Annotated in this window: 21 protein-coding genes; 9 read left to right on the top strand and 12 right to left on the bottom strand. The window is 37.3% G+C overall.

Annotated features, from left to right (window positions below; genetic code table 11):
- Positions 1-3: 3 nt before the first annotated feature.
- The 4 genes from SGJ10_00435 to SGJ10_00420 all read right to left on the bottom strand — a co-directional run bounded on the left by SGJ10_00435 (position 4) and on the right by SGJ10_00420 (position 3,018).
- Complete coding sequence (locus SGJ10_00435) at positions 4-516, bottom strand: response regulator (GenBank protein ID MDZ4756589.1); 513 nt, start codon at positions 514-516, stop codon at positions 4-6.
- A 65-nt stretch (positions 517-581) separates the two neighbouring features.
- Positions 582-926: an Hpt domain-containing protein gene (locus tag SGJ10_00430; GenBank protein MDZ4756588.1), complete on the bottom strand. Its 345-nt coding sequence runs from the start codon at positions 924-926 to the stop codon at positions 582-584.
- 107 nt (positions 927-1,033) lie between these two features.
- On the bottom strand, positions 1,034-2,641 hold the full coding sequence (locus SGJ10_00425; GenBank protein ID MDZ4756587.1) for a response regulator: 1,608 nt from the start codon (positions 2,639-2,641) through the stop codon (positions 1,034-1,036).
- Positions 2,638-3,018 carry a response regulator gene (locus tag SGJ10_00420; protein MDZ4756586.1) on the bottom strand — a complete coding sequence of 127 codons (381 nt, stop codon included), beginning with the start codon at positions 3,016-3,018 and terminating at the stop codon, positions 2,638-2,640. The genes SGJ10_00425 and SGJ10_00420 overlap by 4 nt, the downstream gene beginning before the upstream one ends.
- 218 nt (positions 3,019-3,236) lie before the next feature.
- On the opposite strand from SGJ10_00420, the gene SGJ10_00415 reads away from it, so the two are divergent.
- A complete protein-coding gene (locus tag SGJ10_00415; protein ID MDZ4756585.1) occupies positions 3,237-3,728 on the top strand; it encodes a hypothetical protein in 492 nt (163 codons plus the stop codon).
- Positions 3,729-3,868: 140 nt separating this feature from the next.
- Here the strand turns inward: SGJ10_00415 and SGJ10_00410 are convergent, their stop codons facing one another.
- Positions 3,869-5,224, bottom strand: coding sequence for a DNA/RNA non-specific endonuclease (locus tag SGJ10_00410; protein ID MDZ4756584.1), 1,356 nt, complete (start codon positions 5,222-5,224; stop codon positions 3,869-3,871).
- A 307-nt stretch (positions 5,225-5,531) separates the two neighbouring features.
- Between SGJ10_00410 and SGJ10_00405 the strand changes: the two genes are divergently transcribed.
- Entirely contained in the window at positions 5,532-6,413 is an 882-nt protein-coding gene (locus tag SGJ10_00405) for a hypothetical protein (GenBank protein ID MDZ4756583.1), read from the top strand.
- Between the two features lie 137 nt (positions 6,414-6,550).
- Here SGJ10_00405 and SGJ10_00400 read toward each other — a convergent pair whose 3' ends face one another.
- Both SGJ10_00400 and guaA read right to left on the bottom strand, forming a co-directional pair.
- On the bottom strand, positions 6,551-8,014 hold the full coding sequence (locus SGJ10_00400) for a Do family serine endopeptidase (GenBank protein MDZ4756582.1): 1,464 nt from the start codon (positions 8,012-8,014) through the stop codon (positions 6,551-6,553).
- Between the two features lie 293 nt (positions 8,015-8,307).
- Positions 8,308-9,834 carry a glutamine-hydrolyzing GMP synthase gene (gene guaA, locus SGJ10_00395; GenBank protein MDZ4756581.1) on the bottom strand — a complete coding sequence of 509 codons (1,527 nt, stop codon included), beginning with the start codon at positions 9,832-9,834 and terminating at the stop codon, positions 8,308-8,310.
- Between the two features lie 160 nt (positions 9,835-9,994).
- Here guaA and SGJ10_00390 point away from each other — a divergent pair, with 160 nt between their 5' ends.
- The gene (locus SGJ10_00390; GenBank protein ID MDZ4756580.1) at positions 9,995-10,603 is read left to right on the top strand and encodes a DUF4337 domain-containing protein; all 609 of its coding nucleotides are present in this window, start codon (positions 9,995-9,997) and stop codon (positions 10,601-10,603) included.
- Positions 10,604-10,662: 59 nt separating this feature from the next.
- Here the strand turns inward: SGJ10_00390 and SGJ10_00385 are convergent, their stop codons facing one another.
- The 5 genes from SGJ10_00385 to SGJ10_00365 all read right to left on the bottom strand — a co-directional run bounded on the left by SGJ10_00385 (position 10,663) and on the right by SGJ10_00365 (position 15,891).
- On the bottom strand, positions 10,663-11,496 hold the full coding sequence (locus SGJ10_00385; GenBank protein ID MDZ4756579.1) for an OmpA family protein: 834 nt from the start codon (positions 11,494-11,496) through the stop codon (positions 10,663-10,665).
- Between the two features lie 29 nt (positions 11,497-11,525).
- Entirely contained in the window at positions 11,526-12,710 is a 1,185-nt protein-coding gene (locus SGJ10_00380; GenBank protein MDZ4756578.1) for a hypothetical protein, read from the bottom strand.
- A gap of 113 nt (positions 12,711-12,823) precedes the next feature.
- Positions 12,824-13,462 carry an ATP-binding cassette domain-containing protein gene (locus SGJ10_00375; protein ID MDZ4756577.1) on the bottom strand — a complete coding sequence of 213 codons (639 nt, stop codon included), beginning with the start codon at positions 13,460-13,462 and terminating at the stop codon, positions 12,824-12,826.
- An 18-nt stretch (positions 13,463-13,480) separates the two neighbouring features.
- Positions 13,481-15,196, bottom strand: a complete 1,716-nt coding sequence (locus tag SGJ10_00370; protein MDZ4756576.1) for a DUF4836 family protein — start codon at positions 15,194-15,196, stop codon at positions 13,481-13,483.
- Between the two features lie 221 nt (positions 15,197-15,417).
- On the bottom strand, positions 15,418-15,891 hold the full coding sequence (locus SGJ10_00365; protein MDZ4756575.1) for a hypothetical protein: 474 nt from the start codon (positions 15,889-15,891) through the stop codon (positions 15,418-15,420).
- Positions 15,892-15,939: 48 nt separating this feature from the next.
- On the opposite strand from SGJ10_00365, the gene SGJ10_00360 reads away from it, so the two are divergent.
- The 6 genes from SGJ10_00360 to SGJ10_00335 all read left to right on the top strand — a co-directional run bounded on the left by SGJ10_00360 (position 15,940) and on the right by SGJ10_00335 (position 22,675).
- Positions 15,940-16,992, top strand: a complete 1,053-nt coding sequence (locus SGJ10_00360; protein MDZ4756574.1) for a branched-chain amino acid aminotransferase — start codon at positions 15,940-15,942, stop codon at positions 16,990-16,992.
- Positions 16,980-18,458, top strand: a complete 1,479-nt coding sequence (locus SGJ10_00355) for a DUF2079 domain-containing protein (GenBank protein MDZ4756573.1) — start codon at positions 16,980-16,982, stop codon at positions 18,456-18,458. The genes SGJ10_00360 and SGJ10_00355 overlap by 13 nt, the downstream gene beginning before the upstream one ends.
- A 463-nt stretch (positions 18,459-18,921) precedes the next feature.
- Positions 18,922-20,031: a magnesium/cobalt transporter CorA gene (gene corA, locus SGJ10_00350; GenBank protein ID MDZ4756572.1), complete on the top strand. Its 1,110-nt coding sequence runs from the start codon at positions 18,922-18,924 to the stop codon at positions 20,029-20,031.
- 65 nt (positions 20,032-20,096) lie between these two features.
- A complete protein-coding gene (locus SGJ10_00345; protein MDZ4756571.1) occupies positions 20,097-21,011 on the top strand; it encodes a hypothetical protein in 915 nt (304 codons plus the stop codon).
- Between the two features lie 194 nt (positions 21,012-21,205).
- Positions 21,206-22,174 carry a 6-phosphofructokinase gene (gene pfkA / locus SGJ10_00340; GenBank protein MDZ4756570.1) on the top strand — a complete coding sequence of 323 codons (969 nt, stop codon included), beginning with the start codon at positions 21,206-21,208 and terminating at the stop codon, positions 22,172-22,174.
- 57 nt (positions 22,175-22,231) lie between these two features.
- The gene (locus tag SGJ10_00335) at positions 22,232-22,675 is read left to right on the top strand and encodes a thioredoxin family protein (protein MDZ4756569.1); all 444 of its coding nucleotides are present in this window, start codon (positions 22,232-22,234) and stop codon (positions 22,673-22,675) included.
- Positions 22,676-23,168: the final 493 nt, after the last annotated feature.

Below are 23,168 nucleotides of genomic sequence, written 5' to 3'. Positions count from 1 at the left end.
AGATTAACTGACCCACCCAAAAACTTTTATCCCCATCAACTTAAGAATAATGGTGAGGGCAACGGCAATTACTACTCCGTATCCAGCCATTTGTACCATTAGCTTATATCTTTTCGCATCCGACTGAATTTGACGGAATTTGATTATGCGATGTATGATATTCTCCATTCGGTAAAATGCACTTGGGGTTTTACTCACATAGTCAAAAGCTCCGAAACGCATGGTTTCAACAGCTACTTCAATACTGTCTTGACCACTATACATTATAACTTCAGCCTTTTCATGAAGTTTCTTTATTTCTTGCAATACATCAATACCCTCCATTGCATCTTTGTCCACACTGTCCAGGTTGTAATCTAGGATCACGATGTCTGGTTTCTCAGATATTTTATCCAGTAACTTTTCTCCGGTAGCAAAAGTTTGGAAAGTAAAATTTTTGAATTTGCCCAAGTGGTCAGTAATCATCTCCAATTGGATAGGGTCGTCGTCAACAACAAATATTTTTATCGGTTTCATTTTCTAATTTTTTATAAATACAGAATGAGGCAGCAAATTTATATCATTAATAATAAATATAATGCTTATAGCGAAGCTTCTTTTACTTTTAATTCTTCTATGGCTTTTCCAATTTGTAATTTGAATGATTCAAGCATCTGTGGAAGAGCATTTGTATCAGATTTGCTTGCGGCATAGCTTTCAATATCTTTTATAGGTTGCTCGAGACTGGCGATGCCCATATAACTAATCAATGGTTTCAGGCTATGTGCATTGATACGTAAGGTATCAAAATCGCCACTTGCCAGTGATTCTTCCATTTTGTGAACCAGCAGCGGAGCTGATGTAAGAAACATGGTAATGTACTTTTTTGCTTTTGCGGGATCGTTGCCCGTAAACTGTTGGATGAAGGATAAATCAGTAAGTGCCATTTTATATATTTTTTATTTTATTCCCCTCGCTGCTCCCCACCGCCGCGGCGGGGCTATCGGGAAGGGCTATCGGGATATTATTTTTCATTTTGCTTGTTGAAGGGCTTTTAACTTACAAGCATAGCTATTTTTTCCAATAAAACAGCAGGGTCAAAAGGTTTTGTTACAAAGTCATTCATGCCTGCCTCCTTACATTTTTCTACTTCTTCTTTTATGGCATTGGCGGTAAGTGCCATAATAGGAATTTGTGATAGGGTGCCCGCAAGTTCTCTTATTTTTTTAGTGGCTTCAAAACCATCCATGATGGGCATTTGCACATCCATCAATACTATATGGTAAGGAAATTTCATGTGGCTTAGTATAGCTGTTTGAGATACTTTGTCCAACGCTTCTTGGCCATTTTCAGCTACATCGATATAAACTCCCGGAATCATTTCTTGCAAAGTGTCTGTTGCCACCATCTGGTTAAAGGCATTGTCTTCAACTAATAGAATTCTTATATTATCAATATTGCGTATTTTTTTTTCTTCGTGTTTTGTTTTTATAATATTTTCACCAACGTTATAAGGAATTTCGAACCAAAAAGTGGTGCCTTCTCCCAATTTGCTGGTCAAACCGATTGTGCCTCCTTGCATTTCTACCAACTCTTTCGAGATGGAAAGCCCGAGACCAGTTCCCCCAAATTTGCGAGTGGTATCGCTGCTTGCCTGCGAAAAACTATCGAATACAGCACCTACTTTGTCTTCGGCAATACCAATACCTGTATCTTTTATTTCAACACGAATATTTGCCTTACCATCCTTATCGCCAGCAAGTATCAGCGAGATGGTGACGCTACCATTTGCGGTAAATTTCACTGCATTGCCAGCTAGGTTTAATATAACTTGGTTAAGCCTAACGGGGTCGCCTATTAAGTGCTGGGGAACATCATCGTTAGCATGGGTATGCAATAAAAGATTTTTCTCTTCGGCTTTGAATCTTAAGGTATCGTGCACTGTTTGCAAAACTTGTCTAGGGCTGAAGTTTATTTCCTCAAACTCTAGTTTGCCTGCTTCTATTTTAGAAAAGTCTAAGATGTCATTAATAATAACCATCAGGTTTTCACCGCTCTGCCTTATGCCATCCAAATATTTTTGCTGGGTTTCGTTAAGAGATGTATTGATAGCCAATCTTGCCATACCAATAATTGCATTCATAGGTGTACGAATCTCGTGACTCATGTTTGCCAAAAATTGTTGCTTGAATTTCTCGCTTAGTATGGCTTTGTCTTTTTCAATTTCAGCAACTTGCAGTTGCAGTTTTACTTCAACCGCTTCTTTCAGCAGCGATACTTCGGCTACGGCTTTATTAAGTGTTACCTCCAAATCGTCAAAGTCGATGGGCTTGGTTATAAAGTCGAAAGCACCGGTATTCATTGCAAGCCTTATTTTGTCAATATCGCCATAGGCAGAAACGATAACGGCTTTGGTATGTGGTATCTTTAGTTCTTTAATCTTGGCTAGAAAGGTTAGTCCATCCATAACGGGCATATTGATATCAGTAAAAACAACGTCAATACTCGGGTCCTTCAACAGTTTATCGATTGCTTCGGTACCATTTGATGCGAACTCCAATGTCATTTCGCCATCACGAATTTGCTTGCGGAACTTCTGCTTAATCATCAGTTCCAAGTCAGGCTCGTCGTCTACAAATAAAATTTTCGGGGTTGTTCTCAACTTACAAATATTTTGCTTTTTATGATATCGAAATCTATGGGTTTGCTCAGGAAATCATCGGCCCCGTAAGTGTGAGCTTCTTTTTGGTAAGTATCGTTTCCAGCATAGGCACTTACCATTATCACCCGAAGGTCGGGCCACCGTTCTTTTATTATTTTTAGCAACTCAATACCGCTCATTCCAGGCATATTTATATCGCTAAGAATAATTAGTGGTCTTTCTTTATTGATTTTTTCGAGCATCTCTAATGCTTCAAAACCACTCATGGCTATGTGTAGATTCAATTCCCCATTTCGCACTTCTTTGCGAAACTGTTGCCGATAGAGGCTTCCAGCATCCTCTTCGTCGTCTACAATCATTACATTGGTTATGTTCACTGTATCCAGTTATTTTGAGTGCAAGAATAACGATTTTTTTTTACAGATGGATAAGGGAATAAAAAAGAAAATAATTTTTTTTTCTAAAGAGCCTGAGCAAATGTGTGAAGTATATAGCAATAAGTGATGTGGGAATGATGTAAAATATTTGCGAAGTTATGTAACAACGTGGATAAGGACATCTGATAATTTTGTACGCTAATAAACACATATAAATTATGAAAATTAAAATAATAACAATGGGCATGCTTGCCATGCTTTCTCTTTCGCTAACAAGTTGCAGAGAGTCGGGTTGTACTGATCCCAATGCGGACAATTATAGTGCGACTGCCGACAAAAACACTGAATGTAGATACCGCAATGCTTCTAATATAGATGTGAGCAATGTGTCTACTAACAAAGCTAATGGAAATCCATGGGATGGTTCGGGCGATTCTCCAGACTTGAAAATAAATTTCGGAAAAAGCAGCAGCTCGGGTTTTGACTACTCTACCAATACTGCCGATAATGCTACAACTGCAACACTTACCGCAAACACTTCTGTGAAGTTTACCAATGAAACATGGAAATACGAATTGGTGGATGTTGATGTTTTGGGAAGCGAAGTTATTGCAAGCGGAACATTTAATCCTCTTCAAAGTACAACTAGCAATGTTATAGAAATTACAAGTAACGGTGTTACATTCAAATTCAAGTATACTATTCAATAATAGTTTTAAGTATATTTTCATTTAGGGGAAGTGCTTCATGAGAGGAACTTTTTTTTTGATAATATTAAACAAAAATGCTGGCCTCTAATGTAAAGATGCCAGCATTTATGCATTAATTCAAATGTATATATTTTATTATATTATTGTGTAAGTCCGCTGTCAACTGCAGATTCTATGGTGCTTTGTATAGTGGTAGAAATATTGGAAAGGAAATTATATCCCGTTGCCGATTCTATAGCATCTACGGTAGTGCGGTAGTAACCCCAAGAATTTGAATTCACGTTTTGGTTATTGGGCATATCTACTGCTATTACTCGTGTTGCGGTGCTAACCCTGCTTGCATCGTTGCTACCTATGGGAAGTACTACTATCACTTTCCAGTAGCGAGAACCCACATTTATTTTACCGTTGTTAATCGTATTTGTAGTGCCACCATTACTGCCTGTTCCGCCCTGTCCATAAGCTCCTGATATTATATAACATTCGTAACCTTGGGTAAGAAGTGTGCGGCAATATGTTTCGAGGCTTGCCCATGTTTGTTGGTTAAGTACTGGTGCTTGTGGCATTATATTGGTCATTAAAAATGTAGCTGCATTGTCGGCAGCACTACCATCACGATCGTCTGAAGGACACATGTGGCCGCGATCGAAACCTGTGTTTGTATAATTACCAGTGGTCGATTTAAAATAACCTGTGGGTAAAGAGGCATCGCCAGTAAAGCAATCGCAACGCGTAGCTGATCCTTTCCATGCCGAACTTAAATGCCATGATACCCATTTAGGGCCGGCTTTACTGTTGTTGTACGCCAAAGTATATTGGGTTTTGCTCATCAAATAGTTATTGGAATCAGAAGTGCTTGTGGTAGCTCCACTAGGGTTGCCCATACCCATATTGTCGTCGCGGGTTGCGGTGGCACTGCCATTGTCTTGTATATCGAAATCGTCAATATTAATACGGTAACTAGTGCCTGTTAATTTCTTAATTCTGAAACGAACATTACCAGTGTAACTCATGCTAAAACTAGCGGTACTTAATGTAGTGGACGAGGTTGTTTGTGTGCTGCCAACTTGAGCCCAAGTGCTACCACCATCTGTCGATGCATCGAGTTGCCAAGTGCTGCTTCCGTCGCTGCCATATTTGGCATGTGCTACCAATACTTGACTTGCACCAGCGGTTACATTAAAGTTCATGCTCACAATCCCAGTTGAAGTTATGCGAACCGCTTGGCTTCCGTTTTTGCGGTCGGATGAGGAAGTGCCAATAAGTGCATTGCTTAAGTTCCAAGATCCGGAGGCTAAAGTAACATTGGCGGCGGCATAAGCTGTTTTGGTTCCGCTCTCAAATTGTTCGGGAAATCCACTAACGGATGCGGTAGGTTTTTCAGTGACTTTTGTAGCAAGGTTTTTTGGTGTTGCTTCTTTTTGGCAACCATCAATTGCAAATAGTGAAAACACTACAAACATAGCTGCAAATACAATTTTGGTAAATTTTTTCATGGGTTTTTAATTAAATGGTTTAATAAATTACTTGATTATTTTATTGCCGCAAAATTTCAGTTGCAGTTTCACCAATTTGTATTTATTAGGTTATTTAATTATGATAATGACGTAAAAATAATGTGTTGTGGATATGCACATTTTGTGCATTATTTATATTTAGCTAAAAGTTATTTTTCAATATTCGCGAGTAATTAATCTACATCCGAACCATGTTTAGGCTATAAAAATATTTTTTTTTAAAATCAGATTATAGATTATGTTTCCGGTTTAGATATTCTTAAACTTAAATTATAATAACCTTACCATGAAATGTAAATTAACTTTAACTTTTATTATTCTAATGTCTATTACAGCAAATGCACAAAAGCAAACCGCTACTTTTAGTGATGGACAAACAAAAACGTGGACTTTGAATTATGATAATTCTGAATCCATGAAAAAACTTTGGGTTGGCGTGGGAATCATATCACCTGTTTATTTTGAAGATTGGCAAAGGTTATTGTCGGTTGACGCACATCTTTTTCCGACCAAAAAAGCTTCATTTGTTTTCAGAAAAGCAGCCCTGTTTGATATAAGTGAAAACAAGCGTTTACCTGCGAATTGGTTGGGATTTAATGGCTCCTATTATTTTTTTGAAAATGAGAAATTGAAAGATGGAAGAATTTCAATTGATGGAGGAGGGCCTAACGTATCCTATAATATAGGGCATAAGGCAAATATACTTGTTCAATATGGCGTAGATTTAGGTTATGTATTTGGCAAAGGGAGTTTTAATGCTGGAGATGATTCTAATAGAAACCATATTTATAGTAATTACTCATCCAATATTCTTGCGGTGGGCTTGAGTCGCATATCTAGAAATTTAATAAATTTTGAAGATGCGAAGGGAAGAACAAAAAGTTTTGAACACTTTCATAATATGTATATACATTGCTTGCTAACACCTGGTTTTTCTTATGATACACCTCCAGCCACTGTGTCATCTTTAGATATTAGGAAAATAGGTGTGAGAGTTGGTTTTGATTCTTACTCTTCTATTAGCGGTTCATTAATTTTGGGTTTTGGACTTGAAGCAGGTATCAAGCCTAATATCAATGCAACTTATCTTAATGTCAATGGAGACGGGGGATACTATGGCGTTATAAAAATATTCGCAATGGGTTTCAATGCTATCGCACCTAAATAATAAATGTATTATACCAAGACTCATTATATAATAGTCATAAAAAAGGGACTAAATGTATTGTAGTTCGGCATTACCATTCTAAAAACTACAATAGTCTTTTAGACTATTGTAGTTTTTAGAATGGTATTATATATTACTTATTCCAAAGGTACTGCGTAATAACCTTTGGTTCCATCAGCATTCACGCCTTTAATTACTGCAACTTCTTTCATTTCAATCAATGATTTTTTTACATCGGCGGGAGTGAACATTTGTTTCCCATCAATATGTGTTATAATAAAGCCAGCAGGTAAATTTACTTTTTTAAGTGCCTCACCAGCTTTCAAAACTTTAACACCATTGGCAACTTTTGCACTTGATTTTTCTTCACGAGAAATTGATGAAAATTCAGAACCTTTTACGGTTGCTTTTTCTGTTTTAGCGGTAGCATCCGGAATGGTTGTTTGTCCATTTTTGCCTTTTAGCGTTACACTAAATAGTTGTTCTTTGCCTTTACGAAGTGCTGCCACATTTAATTTTTCTCCTGGGCGGTGACGACTTACTTGCTCTTGCAATTCAGCAACGGAATTTACAACTACATCATTTATTTTAGTTATAATATCTCCTTTTTGAATTCCCGCTTTTTCAGCCGCAGAACCATCAGTTACTTCAGCCACATAGATTCCTTTATTGTCTTTTAATCCTTCTTTATTGGCAAGCTCCGCATCAATATCACGAATTTGCACACCTAAGAAACCACGTTGTATTTCGCCAAATTCTTTAAAATCATTTACTGCTTTCTTCACCAACTCAACAGGCACAGCAAATGCATAACCTGCATAGCTTCCAGTTTGCGATGCAATAGCGGTATTAATTCCTATAAGTTCACCACGTCGGTTAACCAACGCACCTCCTGAATTTCCTGGATTTACCGCAGCATCAGTTTGTATAAATGCTTCGATGGGTGCATCGCCTTCAATCAATCTAATATTACGACCTTTGGCACTCACGATGCCTGCTGTTACCGTAGATGTTAGGTTGAAAGGATTGCCTACTGCCAATACCCATTCGCCCACTTTGGTTTCGTCGCTATTACCAAATGCGATAAAGGGTAAACTCTTTTCTTCAATTTTGAGCAATGCCATATCGGTGTTAGCGTCTTTGCCAATTACCTCCGCAGTATAGCTCCGTTTGTCGTGCAGTACCACTTCAATTTTATCGGCTCCTTCTATCACATGGTTATTGGTAACTATATAACCATTATCGGATATAATAACCCCTGAACCATTTGCCTGCTGTGGGCCATGGGGCATTTGAAAGAAAGGACTTTTGTCGCCGAATAAATCACCAAACGGATTTTGAGGCATTTGTTGAGCTTGAGGTTGTGAGGTGACATTAATCGTAGTTTTTATATGAACTACTGTTGGGGTTACCGCTAATGCAGTCGCTGTAAAATCTGGAAGTTCGTTGAGCTTGCTTCCATTAAGTGCTGTAAAATAAGCTGGTTGCTTTTCGCCCAAAATGTCATTGTTTGGGCTGTCGATTAATTTGTTGAGACCCAAGGCAACAGCACCACCAAAGGCTGCTACGATAAATAGGGTTAATAATTTTTTGTAATCCATGATATGATAAGTTAAAAGTTGAAAGTGAATAGTTAATGATTGTTTGATATGTTTTACGCATTTCAAAAATTGTACCTATACTAACGTAATTTTTGCCAAGAAGCTACAAGTGCTAACGAAAAAAAAGATATATTATTGAATGTCAGAAAAATATTTTTTTTTCGAGTTTACAGTTCACAGTTAGCAGTTGGCAGTTGGTTGCGGATAAAACTGCAAACTGTATACTGCAAACCATCTACCGTCTACTACCCGCCGCGGCGGGCTGCCTACTATCTACTGTCTACTATCTACTCTTACTCCCATTCAATAGTAGCAGGAGGCTTACTGCTTATATCATATACCACACGATTAATTCCTTTTACGCGGTTGATTATTTTGTTAGAAACGTTTGCCAAAAAGTCATAGGGGAGGTGGCTCCAATCGGCAGTCATGCCATCAACAGAAGTTACAGCTCGCAGACAAACTACATGCTGATAGGTTCTTTCATCGCCCATTACACCTACTGATTGTACCGGCAAAAACATCACACCAGCTTGCCACACTTTATCATATAGTCCTGTTACTTTTAACTCACTAATAAATATATCATCTGCCTCTTGAAGTATTGTTATTTTTTCAGCGGTAATGTCGCCAAGTATGCGTATGGCTAGCCCAGGGCCAGGGAATGGATGGCGACTTAATATATTATTGTCAATTTGCAAAGCATGCCCTACACGACGCACTTCATCTTTGAAAAGCATACGCAAAGGTTCTACTATTTTCAATTTCATTTTATCGGGCAAACCGCCCACATTGTGATGACTTTTAATAGTAACTGAAGGGCCGCCCACAGATACCGATTCTATCACATCGGGATATATAGTTCCTTGAGCGAGCCATTTTACATTTTCAATTTTATGCGATTCTGTATCGAATACTTCTATAAATACTCGACCTATGGCTTTACGTTTTGCTTCAGGTTCACTAATACCTTTTAATGCATCCATAAACAATATAGAAGCATCAACTCCTTTCACATTTAATCCCATATTTTTATAGGAATCGAGCACCTGTGAAAATTCATTTTTGCGTAATAATCCATTGTCAATAAATATACAATGTAGGTTATCGCCAATAGCTTTTTGCAGTAATACAGCAGCCACAGATGAGTCTACACCGCCTGATAAACCTAATACTACACGGTCGTTGCCCAATTGTTCTTTAAGTGATGCAACAGTAGTATCCACAAAATGTTCGGGAGTCCAATCGCCTGCGCATTCGCATATATTATGTGCGAAGTTTTTTAATATTAACATACCATCGGTACTGTGAGAAACTTCGGGATGAAATTGTATACCATAAGTATCTTGGTCCACAATTTTGAAAGCAGCCACAGGAATAGAATCTGTAGTAGCAAGCAAGGTAAAGTTTGAGGGAATTTCTTTCACAGTATCACTATGACTCATCCATACTTGTGTGCCGTTGGGGATATTTGCAAGCAATGGATTGTCTTGTGTGATGTGTATATGTGCTCTGCCAAATTCTCGGGTGTGGCTGGCTCCAACTATTCCGCCCATTTGCTTAGTAAGCATTTGTGCTCCATAGCAAATTCCCAACACAGGAATTTTGCCGAGATATTCAGATAAGTCGGGGTAGGGGCAAGTCTCGTCATTTACTGAGCAGGGACTTCCGGATAATATCAATCCTTTCAAATTTTCTATATGAGTTGGAATTTTATTATACGGATGAATCTCGGTATATATGTTCAACTCCCGCAAGCGGCGGGCTATAAGCTGTGTGTACTGAGAACCGAAATCGAGAATGAGAATGGCTTGTTGCATGGGGCAAAAATAGTTAATAGTGAAAAGTTAATAATGAAAAGTTTTGTACATGGGATTTAGGAGCAAGGAGTAAGGAACTGACGCAGAATTTCCTTACTCCTTATCCCTTGCTCCTAGTTCCTTATTTCTTATTTTTGCACCACTATTATAATATATATAAATGGAAAATAACAACAAATTTGAAATGATGTGTGGGTTGACACTTGCTATCATGGCGACCATATTGTCGGTGATTGATTTGGGTGCAGGAAAATACGGTGATGATGAAATTATTGCCATCAACGAAAAGTCTGCGGCGTATCAGTGGTATCAAAGTAAAAGTATTAAAGAAACTTCGGTGGAGGCACAACACGATTTGGTGAAAACATTGGTGGACGGTGGAGTGGTGAAGAATGCAGAAGTTGAAGATATGAAAACTTTTGAGACAAAATTGGAAAAGAAACTCGACAAATATCGCAAAGAAAAAAATGAAATATTAAAGGGTTCTTCAAAAATTCCCGAGGCAGAATGGGTGCAAGAAAAGAATGGAAAAAAAGGAGAAATAATAGGAGCAGAAGAGTGGACCGAAAAAGCAGATAAGCTAGGTAGTGCAGGAGATATATTTGATTTGTCGGGATTGTTTTTGCAGATATGTTTGGTGCTGGGTGCGGTTGCGTTGGTAATGAAAAACAGAAAACTCAAATGGGCATTTTTTCTGATGATGCTATTACTCGGGACTATAGGTTTGATATATGGATGGAATGCATATCAAGTGGCAAAGGTGGTTTAGTGCAGAGGAGTAAGGAGTAAAGTTCTGACGCCGTATGGCCTTATTCCTTACTCCTTGATTTACTTCCTCAAAATCAAAATCTCCACCCTTCTATTTGTAGCTTTGTCTTCTTCGCTTATTTCTTTTGTGATTTTATTTTTTGGCCCCATTCCTTTGTATTTAAGCCGCTGTCTTTTTACCCCATTACTTACCAAGAAATCCAGCACAGCAATAGCTCTTGCTTCGGATAAGTTGGTTATTCCGGTTTCGAAATCTTGTCCATCGCTATATTCTTCGGGGAGGCAACATATATAACCAATAATCTGTATTTCTAGGTTTGGGTTGTCGAGCATGAGCTGTAATAGTTCATTCAAAGCATCAGCAGAGCTTGGAAGAAAGCGGTGCATACCTCCTTGGAATTGTATATTTTTAAGAATCATTTTGCTGCCCACTTTTACATTGGCCGTATCAATGTTTGGTATATATTTTGGCTTTTGTGCCGGTTCAGTTTTCTTCTTATCATAAGTTATAATCATCTCCACCCTTCTATTGGCTTGACGTTCATTCTCAGTAGCATTGGCGTTAAGTGGTTTTTGCTTACCATACCCTTTAATAATTTTAAATGCACTGTCGTGAATTCCTTTTTGAATAAAGAATTTTTTAACAGAGGCAACTCTTTTCAGTGAAAGTGTGTCATTAAATCCCGATTTGCCCACAGAATCGCAGTAGCCATATAAGTATATTCTGCGAACCGTATTTTTGCTTAGTATAGAATCGTATAAATTATCTAAAATACGCAAGGCAGTTGTATTTATGTCATGCTTGGCAAAATCAAAATATATATTTCTCGTTGCTTTTTGTGCATATAATAATTGGCAACATAGCAGAGCTAGAAATAGTATAATAGTTTTCATGAATTGGCAAATATAGTTTTCTATATCCATTAACTCCTCAATATCTCACGCCACAAATTAGCCATGGTGGAAAATAAATAGATACATACCACCACAATACCACTAAAAATGGTAATGCTAGAAACTCCAGCGTTCAGCTCAAATCCATAATTGGCAGCAAACTCAGCAAACCAAGGTTTAAATATATATATAATAATACATGAAAAAACAAGTACTGAGGAAAGTATCATAGTGAATATTTTGAAATAATATTTCCAGATAGTCTTTGGATTAAAACCTAATTGTAATAATGTTTTTACTTCATAGGCTTTTCTGTTGAGTACCAGTTGTGCAAATTGAAAAAATCCAGTTGCCGACAATACAACAATGAGCAGTCCTAATATCGACAATACCGAAGCTACAACTCGTAGAACCCCCGTTAGCTTTGCATTGCGTAATAGTTCTTGATTGGTTTCGTAACCGCAATGTGCAATATAATTGCTGAGTGATGCATTGGTAGGATCATTACTTTTCACAATGATTTTACCGGGTTTGGTTTCTAAACCATCCGCTTTGGTAAAAGATTTATTTCCATATTCCAAAAATTGTAAAGGAACTATTATAGTATTTATTCGATCGCTAAACCCAGAAATATGTGCATTGAATTCAACTTTTTTGCCCATGGAATCTACCACAATTTTAAAGGGTGCCATTTTTACTACTGTTTTTGAAACCTGCGGTAATCCATGTGTAGCAGCAAAGCTAAAATTATATAGATTGATAAAATCTGTCGGTAGTATGATAGGAATATCTTTGCCAGGTTCCCACTGCCAATTATGTGGCAAGTTATCCAAAAACTTAGTAGGCACTGCTTCCAAAAACAAATCTGTTTGAAAATCGGGTACCCCACCACCGAAACCCAAGATACCAAAACTGTAAAAATTATTTGCTGTAAATGGTGCAATTTCTTCCACACTCTGCTGCTTTTTTAGTTTCTCAATTTCGTTTTGCGAGAATCCTTGTTTTTTATCACCTACCATGCCCATCAAAGTAACTTCTTTGTTCAACACCATATATTGTGGGTTGAGCAAATCAGTTTTCTGCGTGAGCAATTCCCTGAAGTCGAGGAATAATTGCAGGGGTAATAATAATAATATCAAACCCAATAAAGTTCCACCAATCACTATCGATAATTGTAGCTTTCCGCGGTCAAAAAATAGGAGTTTGTTTAGCATGGGGATTGTACTATATTATAATGTTTTTGGGATGACACACCCCTCCCGATAGTCCCGCAAGCATGCGGGAGGATCAAGAGAGGAGGGCATCCTACAAATGTTTTTCCTTTTTATCATATCTCTATTTTTTCGTCAAATCCCTCTTGTATATATTCACCTAAACTTGTGAGTATAAGTCCAGCTTTGCGTTTGCGACATTCAGATATTACCAATTCCATACATTTGTTTGCATTGCCCATATCCAAATGACTAAAGGGTTCATCCAATAATAACCATTCAAAAGGTTGACATAAGCTTCGTATTAAAGCAATCCTTTGTTGTTGTCCCAATGATAATGTTTCACACCTGCGGTCCATGAGACTTGTCACATCAAGCTGTTCGGCCATTTGTATAATAATATCATTTGTATAATAATGGGTTAGATTATTTTTCAATATAATATTTTCGAGAGCAGTGAGGGTAGGGAACAAACGCAAATCTTGAAACATCATCGACAGTTTGTTTTGCCTGAGTAATGCCCAATCATTATAGGAATTTTTGTCGTTTGTTTTCTCGTTTATTATAATATTACCCTTATAATCTTTTCGCAAACCATATATTACAGAAAGCAGCGTAGTCTTACCTTTGCCCGATGCAGCATTCACCAAATAATGTGTACCCGTTTTAAAAGTATAATTTGTACTCCAAACCTTGCTGTGGCTCACAAAACCTTGAAGCGGTATGGGTATTACGTTTTCAAATTGAATGTTCAAAATATTATATAATAGTCATTATTTCGCTTCATCTATCATTTCTAACAAACGATATAAACTGTTGCCTTTGCCCTCGGTCATTTTAACTTCGAACTTGCCTTCAATAGTACTGCCCACTGGCATTTGCATTGAAATTTCTTTAAAGTTTTTAAGTATGTCCCACGGGGTTTTTTCTCCTCTAGTTTGAGTTTTCAGGTAATCGATAAAAGTTTTAGGATATTTTTCAGTATCCAATATTATTTTGAATCCGAATGAATTATTGTTAAAATATTCTTTACCAATAAGCTTTGGGTCGCTACTTAGTGATTTGTTCTTGCTAAGTGCTTCCGCTATCTTTGGGCTATTTGTAATAGTATAACCTATTGCTGTTTTTATCATACTAATTTCAACATTGTTTTTTTTGAAATAATGGTTTGCTCCACGTTTTTCAATTGCATGATGAACCGCATCGGCTGTGTCGAAATCTGGGGTCATCTTTTTATTAATATTATCTACTAGTTTTTGTAAGTTGGCGTCATTTTTCACACTTAATGATATTGTAAAATAAGGCATGGGTGTTTCCACGGTGCGGGTTTTATCTATTGGTTCTTCGGTTATAGGATCTATATCAATATACTTTTTTTCTTCTTTTAATACCTCAGCATCTACCAATGAAAAAGCAAACTCACCGCCCAATATACTTTTAAGATCGCTCACTGTCATATTTAAGTCTTCAGCGAATTTATTTATAGCTTCTTTATATTTGGGATTTTCTAATTGGTAGTCGATTAATTTGTCCATATTGTAATTGAAGAACAAAGTAGCTAGTATTTTGTCATTGCTGATGGTTTTTATGAAATCGGCACTCAAAGCTTTGCCCGTATACCCTGATTGTTCCATTAGTTTAGTTGCGTTTTCTCCATACATTAATATCTTGCCCATCAATGCATTGCTTTCAAATGAAAGCGTGAGACCAGCTTTTATGCCTTTAAACTTTTCTTTCATTTTATCCATCTGCTCTTTGGTATCCATCATTTCCTGACTATAATATCTGCGGCTGTTTAGTGCCGAGCCTACAAAGTCAAAAAGTTTATCATAGGTAATAAATATGCCAATGTCCTGTTTCTCTTTACGAAATTTATGATAGTCTTCGTTTTCCGAAAGTGATTCTTTGGTTTCTTGGGTCATATATATATCAAGCACCTTTTCTATCTCGGCCTTACTATTACTTCGGTTCATCAAATTAGGTGAAGAAAGAAACACTGCTGCTTCATCATTCCAGGCCACAAATAATTTTTCCTCTTCAAGTTCGAGGCTTGTATAGGTGTCGCTCTTTTTTGGTTCGGCTGCTGTTTTATATTTTTTCACCAGGCGGTTAAAATCGCCACTACTAGTGAGTTTGATGCTAAGGCCCATAAACATTTTATCATTGCGGGTACTCATAAAAAATATAGGATCGGAAAGTACATCGATGCCTGCGGTAAGTGGTTTCTTTAAAAGCACATCTGTGAATTCATGATTACTGCCATCATGGGAATGCTCGTCCATGAGCTCAGTAAAAAATTTCATTTTCTTCACTTTTTCAAAATCCGATTTATCTCTTAGACTTTTCAAGTCGAAATGCACGGCCATGGTAACTTCGGCAGGTATATATTTAAGATGTTGGTTGCGGTCTTTTACAAAAAAATAGTAAATTGCTCCAGCCCCGATTGCTACAACTAAAGCAGCTACAACCCATACAAGTTTCTTATTCATAATAATATTGGTTAAATGAGTTGCCAAAAATAGGGCAAAGAAAATTACAAGGCAAAAAATAAATGTCAAGAACGGGATTCAGGAGATAGGGCCAGTCGGCTGAAATGGATTCTGGAACATTTAAGACCCTGAATTATTACTATATAATACTTGAATAACCATCGACAAGAAAATATTTAGTTTGCGTTAGCCCCCATTGCCACTGGCGAACCAACCCCCCGCTAGCTAAACATTATTAATAAAGCAGAAGCCAATACTTTTTTAGAAGCACTGTCGATGCTTATTTGAGCCAAGGTAGCTGTGTATATAATTTTAATCCCATCAATTTCCATTGGTGTGTATAAATCGGAGCCACAATTAAAATAAGTTGAGGGGTCGATGCCCCAACAAATCAATTTCAAGGTTTTTAGTTCTGCAATTTTTTCCTTGGTGATGGTTTGCTCATTCACATTGGCTATTGCCACTTCCTTCATTTCTAATTTGAGGAAGGTACATATTTTTTGCAATTGGTCAAGGTCTGCTGTATCAAGCTTTTGCGGCAGCAGCATCAATATACCTTTATCCATACTGCCACTATATTGCAGGGGCATATTAGGGTCCAAAGGTTCGACGGGCAAATATATTTCGCCGTCAAACAAATTTGTAAGTGTCTGCAAATCAGTTGTTTTCATATTTGTATCAAAATCAGGTTGCATAATGAAAAAAAAAGGTCAATTTCGCGGCTTCAATCATTCAAAAAGCCGATGCAAATTAACATCATACTTAGCAAAGAATCACGCTTACCTTCCCTAGATTTTAACAATATTCCATTTGGCAAGATTTTCACCGACCACATGTTTACGGTCGATTTTGAAGACGGACAGTGGGTTAGGCCCAGCATCGAACCTTATGGAAATATTAGTATTAGTCCTGCTTTATCGGCTATACACTATGGACAAAGTTTGTTTGAGGGGATGAAGGCACACAAGCATGCCGATGGTAGTGCATATTTATTTCGCCCTTTAGATAATTGGCACCGTTTGAATGTGTCGGCAGAGCGATTGTGTATGCCCACCTTGCCCAAAGAGATATTTATTGAATCATTGCAAACCCTTGTAAACATTGATAAAGAATGGATTCCAACCCATAAAGGTTCTGCACTATATGTACGTCCATTTATGTTTGCCACCGACGATTGTATAGGTGTTCGCCCCTCTAACAATTATAAATTTATGATTATATGTTGTCCTGCTAATCCTTTTTACAGTAGGGCTTTGAGGGTGGTTGCCGAGCAGCATTATGTGAGAGCCGTAGAGGGCGGAGAGGGATTTGCAAAAGCTGCTGGAAATTATGGAGCAAGTATGTTGCCCACCAAATTGGCACATGATAAAGGCTTCGATCAAATTATATGGTTAGACGGTCGTGAACAAAAATATTTGGAAGAATCGGGAACAATGAATTTATTTTTTGTAGCCGACGGCAAACTATATACTCCCAAACTAGAAGGAACCATTTTAGATGGCTATACGCGTGCGTCTATTATACAATTGGCCAAAGACAATAATATAGAAGTGGTGGAAGCCCGAATTAGTATAAACGAATTGATGGATTGGGCTAATAGCGGGAAGCTTACCGAAGGTTTTGGTACCGGTACCGCAGCAACAGTAGCTCATTTTAGTTCGTTCAGTTATAATGAAAAAGAGTACCAATTATTGCCCATCGACCAATGTGTGATCTCTACCAAATTGGCCAAAGAACTCAATGATATAAAATCCTTTAAGGCCGACGACAAACACGGTTGGATGTGGAAAATTTAAAACTAATATTTCTGCAAGTTTTCAGCTCCAAAAAATTTGGCAGCGTTCTTATTATATTCGTTTCTTTATTTTTGGCCGCATGGTCATTGGGCAACCACTACCTATTTAAAACCGCGGCCCTCGATTTGGGTTTGTTCAATAAAGCACTATACGATTATGCCCATTTGCAGCAAAACTATATCACACTTTTGCTCGAAGACAAAGTAGTCAATTTTTTGGGTGACCATTTTTCATTAATTGTATTTTTACTCTCACCCTTATATTATATATTTGGTTCGTATACTTTATTAATTATACAGATTCTGTTTGTGGCAATAGCTGCAGTATATATAAGGAAGTATGTATTGTTGAAAACCCAAAACCAATTGTATGCGAATTTGGCACTTCTACATTTCTTTAGTATTTGGGGTATATATTCAGCCATCTCTTTCGACTTTCACACCAATGTTTTGGCAGCTTTGATGGTGCCTGCATTATTATATCAATTTGAAAGAAAAAACTGGAAAAAGTTTGCTCTGTTTTTTGTGCTGATGCTTATCTGCCGCGAGAATATTGGCTTTTGGATGTGTTTTCTTTTGTTAGGATTTCATATAAAAAATAAATTTGTAATACTCAAAAGCAGACCCCTATTTCACACAATCATTATCATGTTGCCTATTATATATTCTGTTGTAGTAACCAGTTATATTATACCTGCTGTAAATCATACCGTTCAACAGGCACACTATATGCGTTTTCAAGCACTCGGGCATACCACAGGCGAGGTGGCTCAATATGTTTTTTTGCATCCCATTGAAATACTAAAATTACTATTTACTAATACCAGTCTCGATCCACTAAATGACATGATAAAGATGCAGCTTCACCTTTGTGTGATGGCGTGCGGAGGTATATTATTTTTAGTTAGACCTGTATTTTTATTGATGCTTTTGCCTATTTATTTGCAAAAAATGTTGGGCTACGATAGCAGTTTATGGGGTGTCAATTTTCATTATTCCATTGAGTTTGTGCCGTTATTGTCGTTATTGGTTTTAGAAGTTTGCATGCTTTTAAAAAGGGTACGTTACAGGTTGATTTTTTATATGTTTTTCATTTTGAGTTCGCTTGCAGTAAGTGTAGCAGTTCTGCGGGGAGAACTAGGTGTTTTTCAAGATTCGGTTTCAACTTTCGTCAATAATAAAAACAATAGTTTGCACATGGTACAAGAAACTTATGATTTGCTTCGCAAGGTTCCTGCCGATGCTATCGTGAGTGCCCACTCCAATATCACGCCTCATTTGTCAGGAGTAAAGAAACTTTATGCGTTTCCTTCTGTTAGCGATGCAGAATATATCATCACTTTCAAAAAATATTACAGTACCTACCCGCTTAACGAGCAGCAGCATATTGACACGATGAAATACTATACCAATCATTTCACTATGTTATCTGAAACAGGGAATGCGGTTTTGCTAAAGAGGAAGTGAATATAGTAGACATTAGACAGTAGACAGTAGACAGTGGGTGGTAGAGCGTAGGCAGTAGACAGTGGGCAACAGGCAATAGGGGTTTATAAGACGTTGACCGAAATGCGACGCTATAATGACGAAAAACCATATAAAGAATTAAAGAGAAAAGCACCGACACAATTTTAAAAGGATTATATTTGCAGTGGAAAAAAATCAAAGGAAGGTGGCGAGTATGTAAACTCCTCTGCCTTCTAAAGATAATTATAAAAGTATAACAATGATAAATAATATCATTTCTAAAACTATAATAGTTCTTCGCCTGTGGCGGATTAGTTTTTAGAATGGTAATGCCGAACTACATCCCGAAAGCATTCGGGATTAGTCCGCCTTTTTTTGGACTATTATATATTGAGTTTCGGTATAACATCAATAAACCAATTAAAACAGTCAAGGTTATTTAGTAAAGGACCACTTTAAGCTTATGAATTTTGTAAAAAAAAGAACACAAAAACAGTCGATTGACATACAGGAGAATATCATATCTGGCTTGCCTTACCATGCAGCAGTACTTCCACCTGCAACGATGTATATATACAACAGCGAATTATACGACGAGCAATCCATTGAGACTGTAGAGCAGATAACTGATGCAGTAAAAAATAAATCACAAAACAAGATACTGTGGATAGATATTGAGGGCAAATGCAGTAAAGATATTGCTGACGAGCTGGGTAAAATTTTCAACCTACACGAACTGGAAATGGAGGATATGATAAACCTTTACCAAAGACCTAAGGTGGAGGAATATCATAGTCATTTATTCTTGGTGTCACGCATGTTATATTATAATAAAATTTCCAGAACTTTGACCAATGAACAAGTGAGTTTTTTTGTATATGAAAACATATTGCTTACTATTCAAGAAGACGATGAAGATGCGTTTGAACCAGTGAGGGAAAAACTTCGCAAAAGCAAAACAAGCTTACGCAGTGGCAATGCCATGCAATTGGCTTATTTCCTAATGGATGCTATCGTTGATAATTACTATCCGATGTTGGAGGAAATAGGCGACCGCTTGGACGACCTCGAATCAAAATTGCTGAAATCGCCCGAAAAATCTTTGCTATCAGAAATTCAAAATACCAAACGTGAAGTATTCTTCCTTCGTAAAGCGATTTGGGCTGAGCGTGACAAAATAAATGAACTCATTCGTTTCGAACACCATTATATTGATGATAAACTAAAAATATATTTACGTGATACCTACGACCATTGTGTACAGATAATTGATATTATAGAAAGCCACAAGGAAATTTCTTACTCCTTGGCCGATGTTTACTTAAGCTCGCAGAACAATAAAATGAGCGAAGTAATGAAAGTGCTTACGGTAATCTCTAGTATTTTTATCCCACTTACCTTTATTGCTGGGGTTTATGGAATGAATTTTTCGCAGACCGACTCTAATGGAAATTTTGCGGCTGACAATATGCCCGAGTTGCATCATCCTCATGGGTATTTATATGTTTTGATAGGCATGTTCATACTTGCTATGGCTGAGCTTATCTACTTTAGGTACAAGAGATGGATTTAATATTTTTTTTATCTAATGATATATGGTCTTATCTTTGCAATGGCTAAAATTAAAATTTAAAAAACATGAAAAAAATTACACACATTTTATCGTTTGCTGCCATTGCGTTCATTGGCACAGCATTGTTCAGCGGTTGCAAAAAAACTGACACCGTGGAACCAACAATTGCTTTTTTACCTGATGCATCAGCAGCTACCAAAGGCCCCGGTGAAATCGTTACATTTACTGTTGTTCTAAACTCTGACCCTGACGCTAAACTGGACAAATTAGACATAACACGTCAATATGGCTCAACTGCTGCCACCAATTTCAAATCAGAAAGCTTAACGGGCACTTCTCAAAATTATGCATTTGTTGACACCATTCCTTTTGGCATTGCTACCATCAAGTATAGTTTCACTGTTACTGATAACAAAAGCAAAACTGCCACTAAAGATTTCACTATAACCGTTTCTACTCCCAGCACATGGGGAACTATTACTTCCACCCCAGGTTTTATTATGAACAATGCATTTTCACTTGACGGACAGTTTTGGGGTACGGCTTTAACAACGGCATCTGTTGATATTGCTGCTGCCAAACAAAACGCTGGCAAAATAGATTTTGTTTTTGGACATAGAGCTGCTGCAAATGGTGGTGCTTTCTTAGCTGCACCAAATTCTGCTGATGCCAAAGTAATATATGACAATACAGGTGCATACAAACTTTCAACCTGGAGCATATTGAATAAAACCTTGTTCAAGTTAACTACTTTAACTCCGTTGCAATTTGGTCAATGTAATAATGACTCCATGATTCTTGCCCAAACAGCAGTTGGTGTAAACAATGATTCATACAAGACTGCCCTGCCCAATCAAGTGGTAGCTTTCATTACTGCAGCTGGTAAAAAAGGATTGATTAAAATCAATACAGTTAGTGGTTCATACGACACCAAAATGGCTGGTCAATTGAACTTCGATATCAAATTAGCTGATAAATAAAAAATTATTTTGTAATATTCAACAGGCTGCCCCAAAAAGGCGGCCTGTTTTTTTTGAACTCAAATCAAGCAATTGAAATTTCTTTAAAATTCGGTTAATTCATTTTATTTTGCTTAGATTTGTTTCCGAAAGCGTTCGGGAACGAAAGCATTAAATCCAACATAAGTAATTACAATAATTCGGGATAAAAAATTATGAAAAATATAGCCGTATTTACATCAGGGGGAGATGCCCCAGGCATGAACGCCGCAATACGTGCGGTTGTGCGCACAGCATTATATTATAATGTGGGAGTAAAAGGTATAGTTAATGGTTATGATGGATTGATTAATGGAGATATTATAGATATGAACTCCCGTTCCGTCGCTAATATTATACAACGAGGCGGGACCATACTCAAAACTAGTCGCAGCGAGGAGTTCCGCACGGCGGAGGGAAGGGCAAAAGCTGCACAGATGGTGAAACAGCACCAAATAGAGGGATTGGTTGCCATAGGTGGCGATGGAACTTTTACAGGTGCCGAAATATTTTGTAGAGAATCGGGAATAACCGTTATGGGTGTGCCGGGCACCATTGATAATGATTTATATGGCACCGATTATACGATAGGTTTTGATACTGCTATTAATACAGCCATTGACGCCATTGATAAAATCCGTGATACCGCCGATTCGCATAACCGTGTTTTTTTGGTAGAAGTAATGGGCCGCCATGCAGGATTTATAGCTTTGGAAGTAGGTATTGGCGGTGGTGCAGAAGCGATTTTAATTCCAGAAGAAAAAACCAAAATAGATGATCTGATTAATTTTTTCTCAAAAGAAAAACGCAAACAAAAATCATTTTCTATTATAGTGGTTGCCGAAGGTGATGACGCAGGCAATGCCTTTGATATCGCAAAAAAAATGAAAGCCGCAATACCCGGTTTCGATCCTCGCGTTTCGGTCCTTGGGCATATACAACGTGGCGGCAAACCAAGTGCGTATGACAGACTTCTTGGCTCGCGATTGGGCAGTGGTGCCGTGGTGGAATTGCTGGAAGGCGAAACAAATAAAATGGTGGGTTTGGTAAGCAACGAGCTGTTGCTCACACCTTTCGCCGAAGCTGTTGGGAAAAGAAAGCAAGTAGATAGAAGTTTATTGAAGTTGGCAAGCATCTTGGCATAATATTATATAACAAATTACGTTATATAGTTAGTCGTTTCAATTTTAATATATAATATTATGAAAGCCCGAATTAAAATCAGTATCGTATTTTTTATTTCTATAATAGGAATGAGTTTTAAGACTTTAAATTCCAGTGAAGAAGTTAAATTTTTTACAGGAACCTGGAAAGATTTATTTGTAAAAGCTCAGTCGGAAAACAAACCTGTAATGGTATATATGACTGCCACTTGGTGCGGACTCTGTGAATTTACCGAAGACTCGGTTTTTACCATCGATACTGCATATAATTATTTGAACGAAAATTTTATATGTTATAAAACTGATGGAAAATCAAAGGAGGCTAGGAAGCTAAGAGCAGAATACCCTGTGGAAGGTTACCCTTGTTATTTTTATTTCAATCCGCAAGGTAAATTATTACGGCAAACAAATACATTTATGTTCTCTGCCCAATTGCAAAAAGATGCAGAAAAAGCAATGAAGAAATATAAGAGAGGTTTTTAATTTTCGTTATAACGTCTTTCATAGTATCACGCTTCGTGAACGAAGAATCTTTTATTTAACCAAAGTATAACACAGAGCTAGGCACAGAGGTTCACAGAGGTTAATATTATAACAATATAAAAACTCAGTGTAACTCTGTGTGTTTTTACTTTGTGATTCGCCAACGGCGTACTGTGGTAAAAAATACCGAAATTAATTTGTTTTGCTTAGATTTGCGAACTACTAATTATTATACAAGTCAGTGAAAAGCCTTGCATTGTAATATTACTATTTTTCTTTTTTCTATTTCCTATTTCCAAAACATTAGCACAAACTAGAAATGTAATTTGGTGTACCCCTTCAAAAGCTAAAGTAATACCAATTCTTAAACTAAAATAGTCCTCCGCCTGTGGCGGATTTAGTTTTTAGAATGGTAATGCCGAACTACATCCCGAAAGCCCCGCTTAATCCCGATAATTATCGGGATGCGGGGGAATTAGTCCCTTTCTTTTGG

It is taken from the genome of Bacteroidota bacterium, assembly GCA_034439655.1.
Classification (GTDB): domain Bacteria; phylum Bacteroidota; class Bacteroidia; order UKL13-3; family UKL13-3; genus CANJUD01.
Note: the sequence above shows the minus strand (reverse complement) of the source record. Positions and strands in the feature narration are given on the sequence as shown.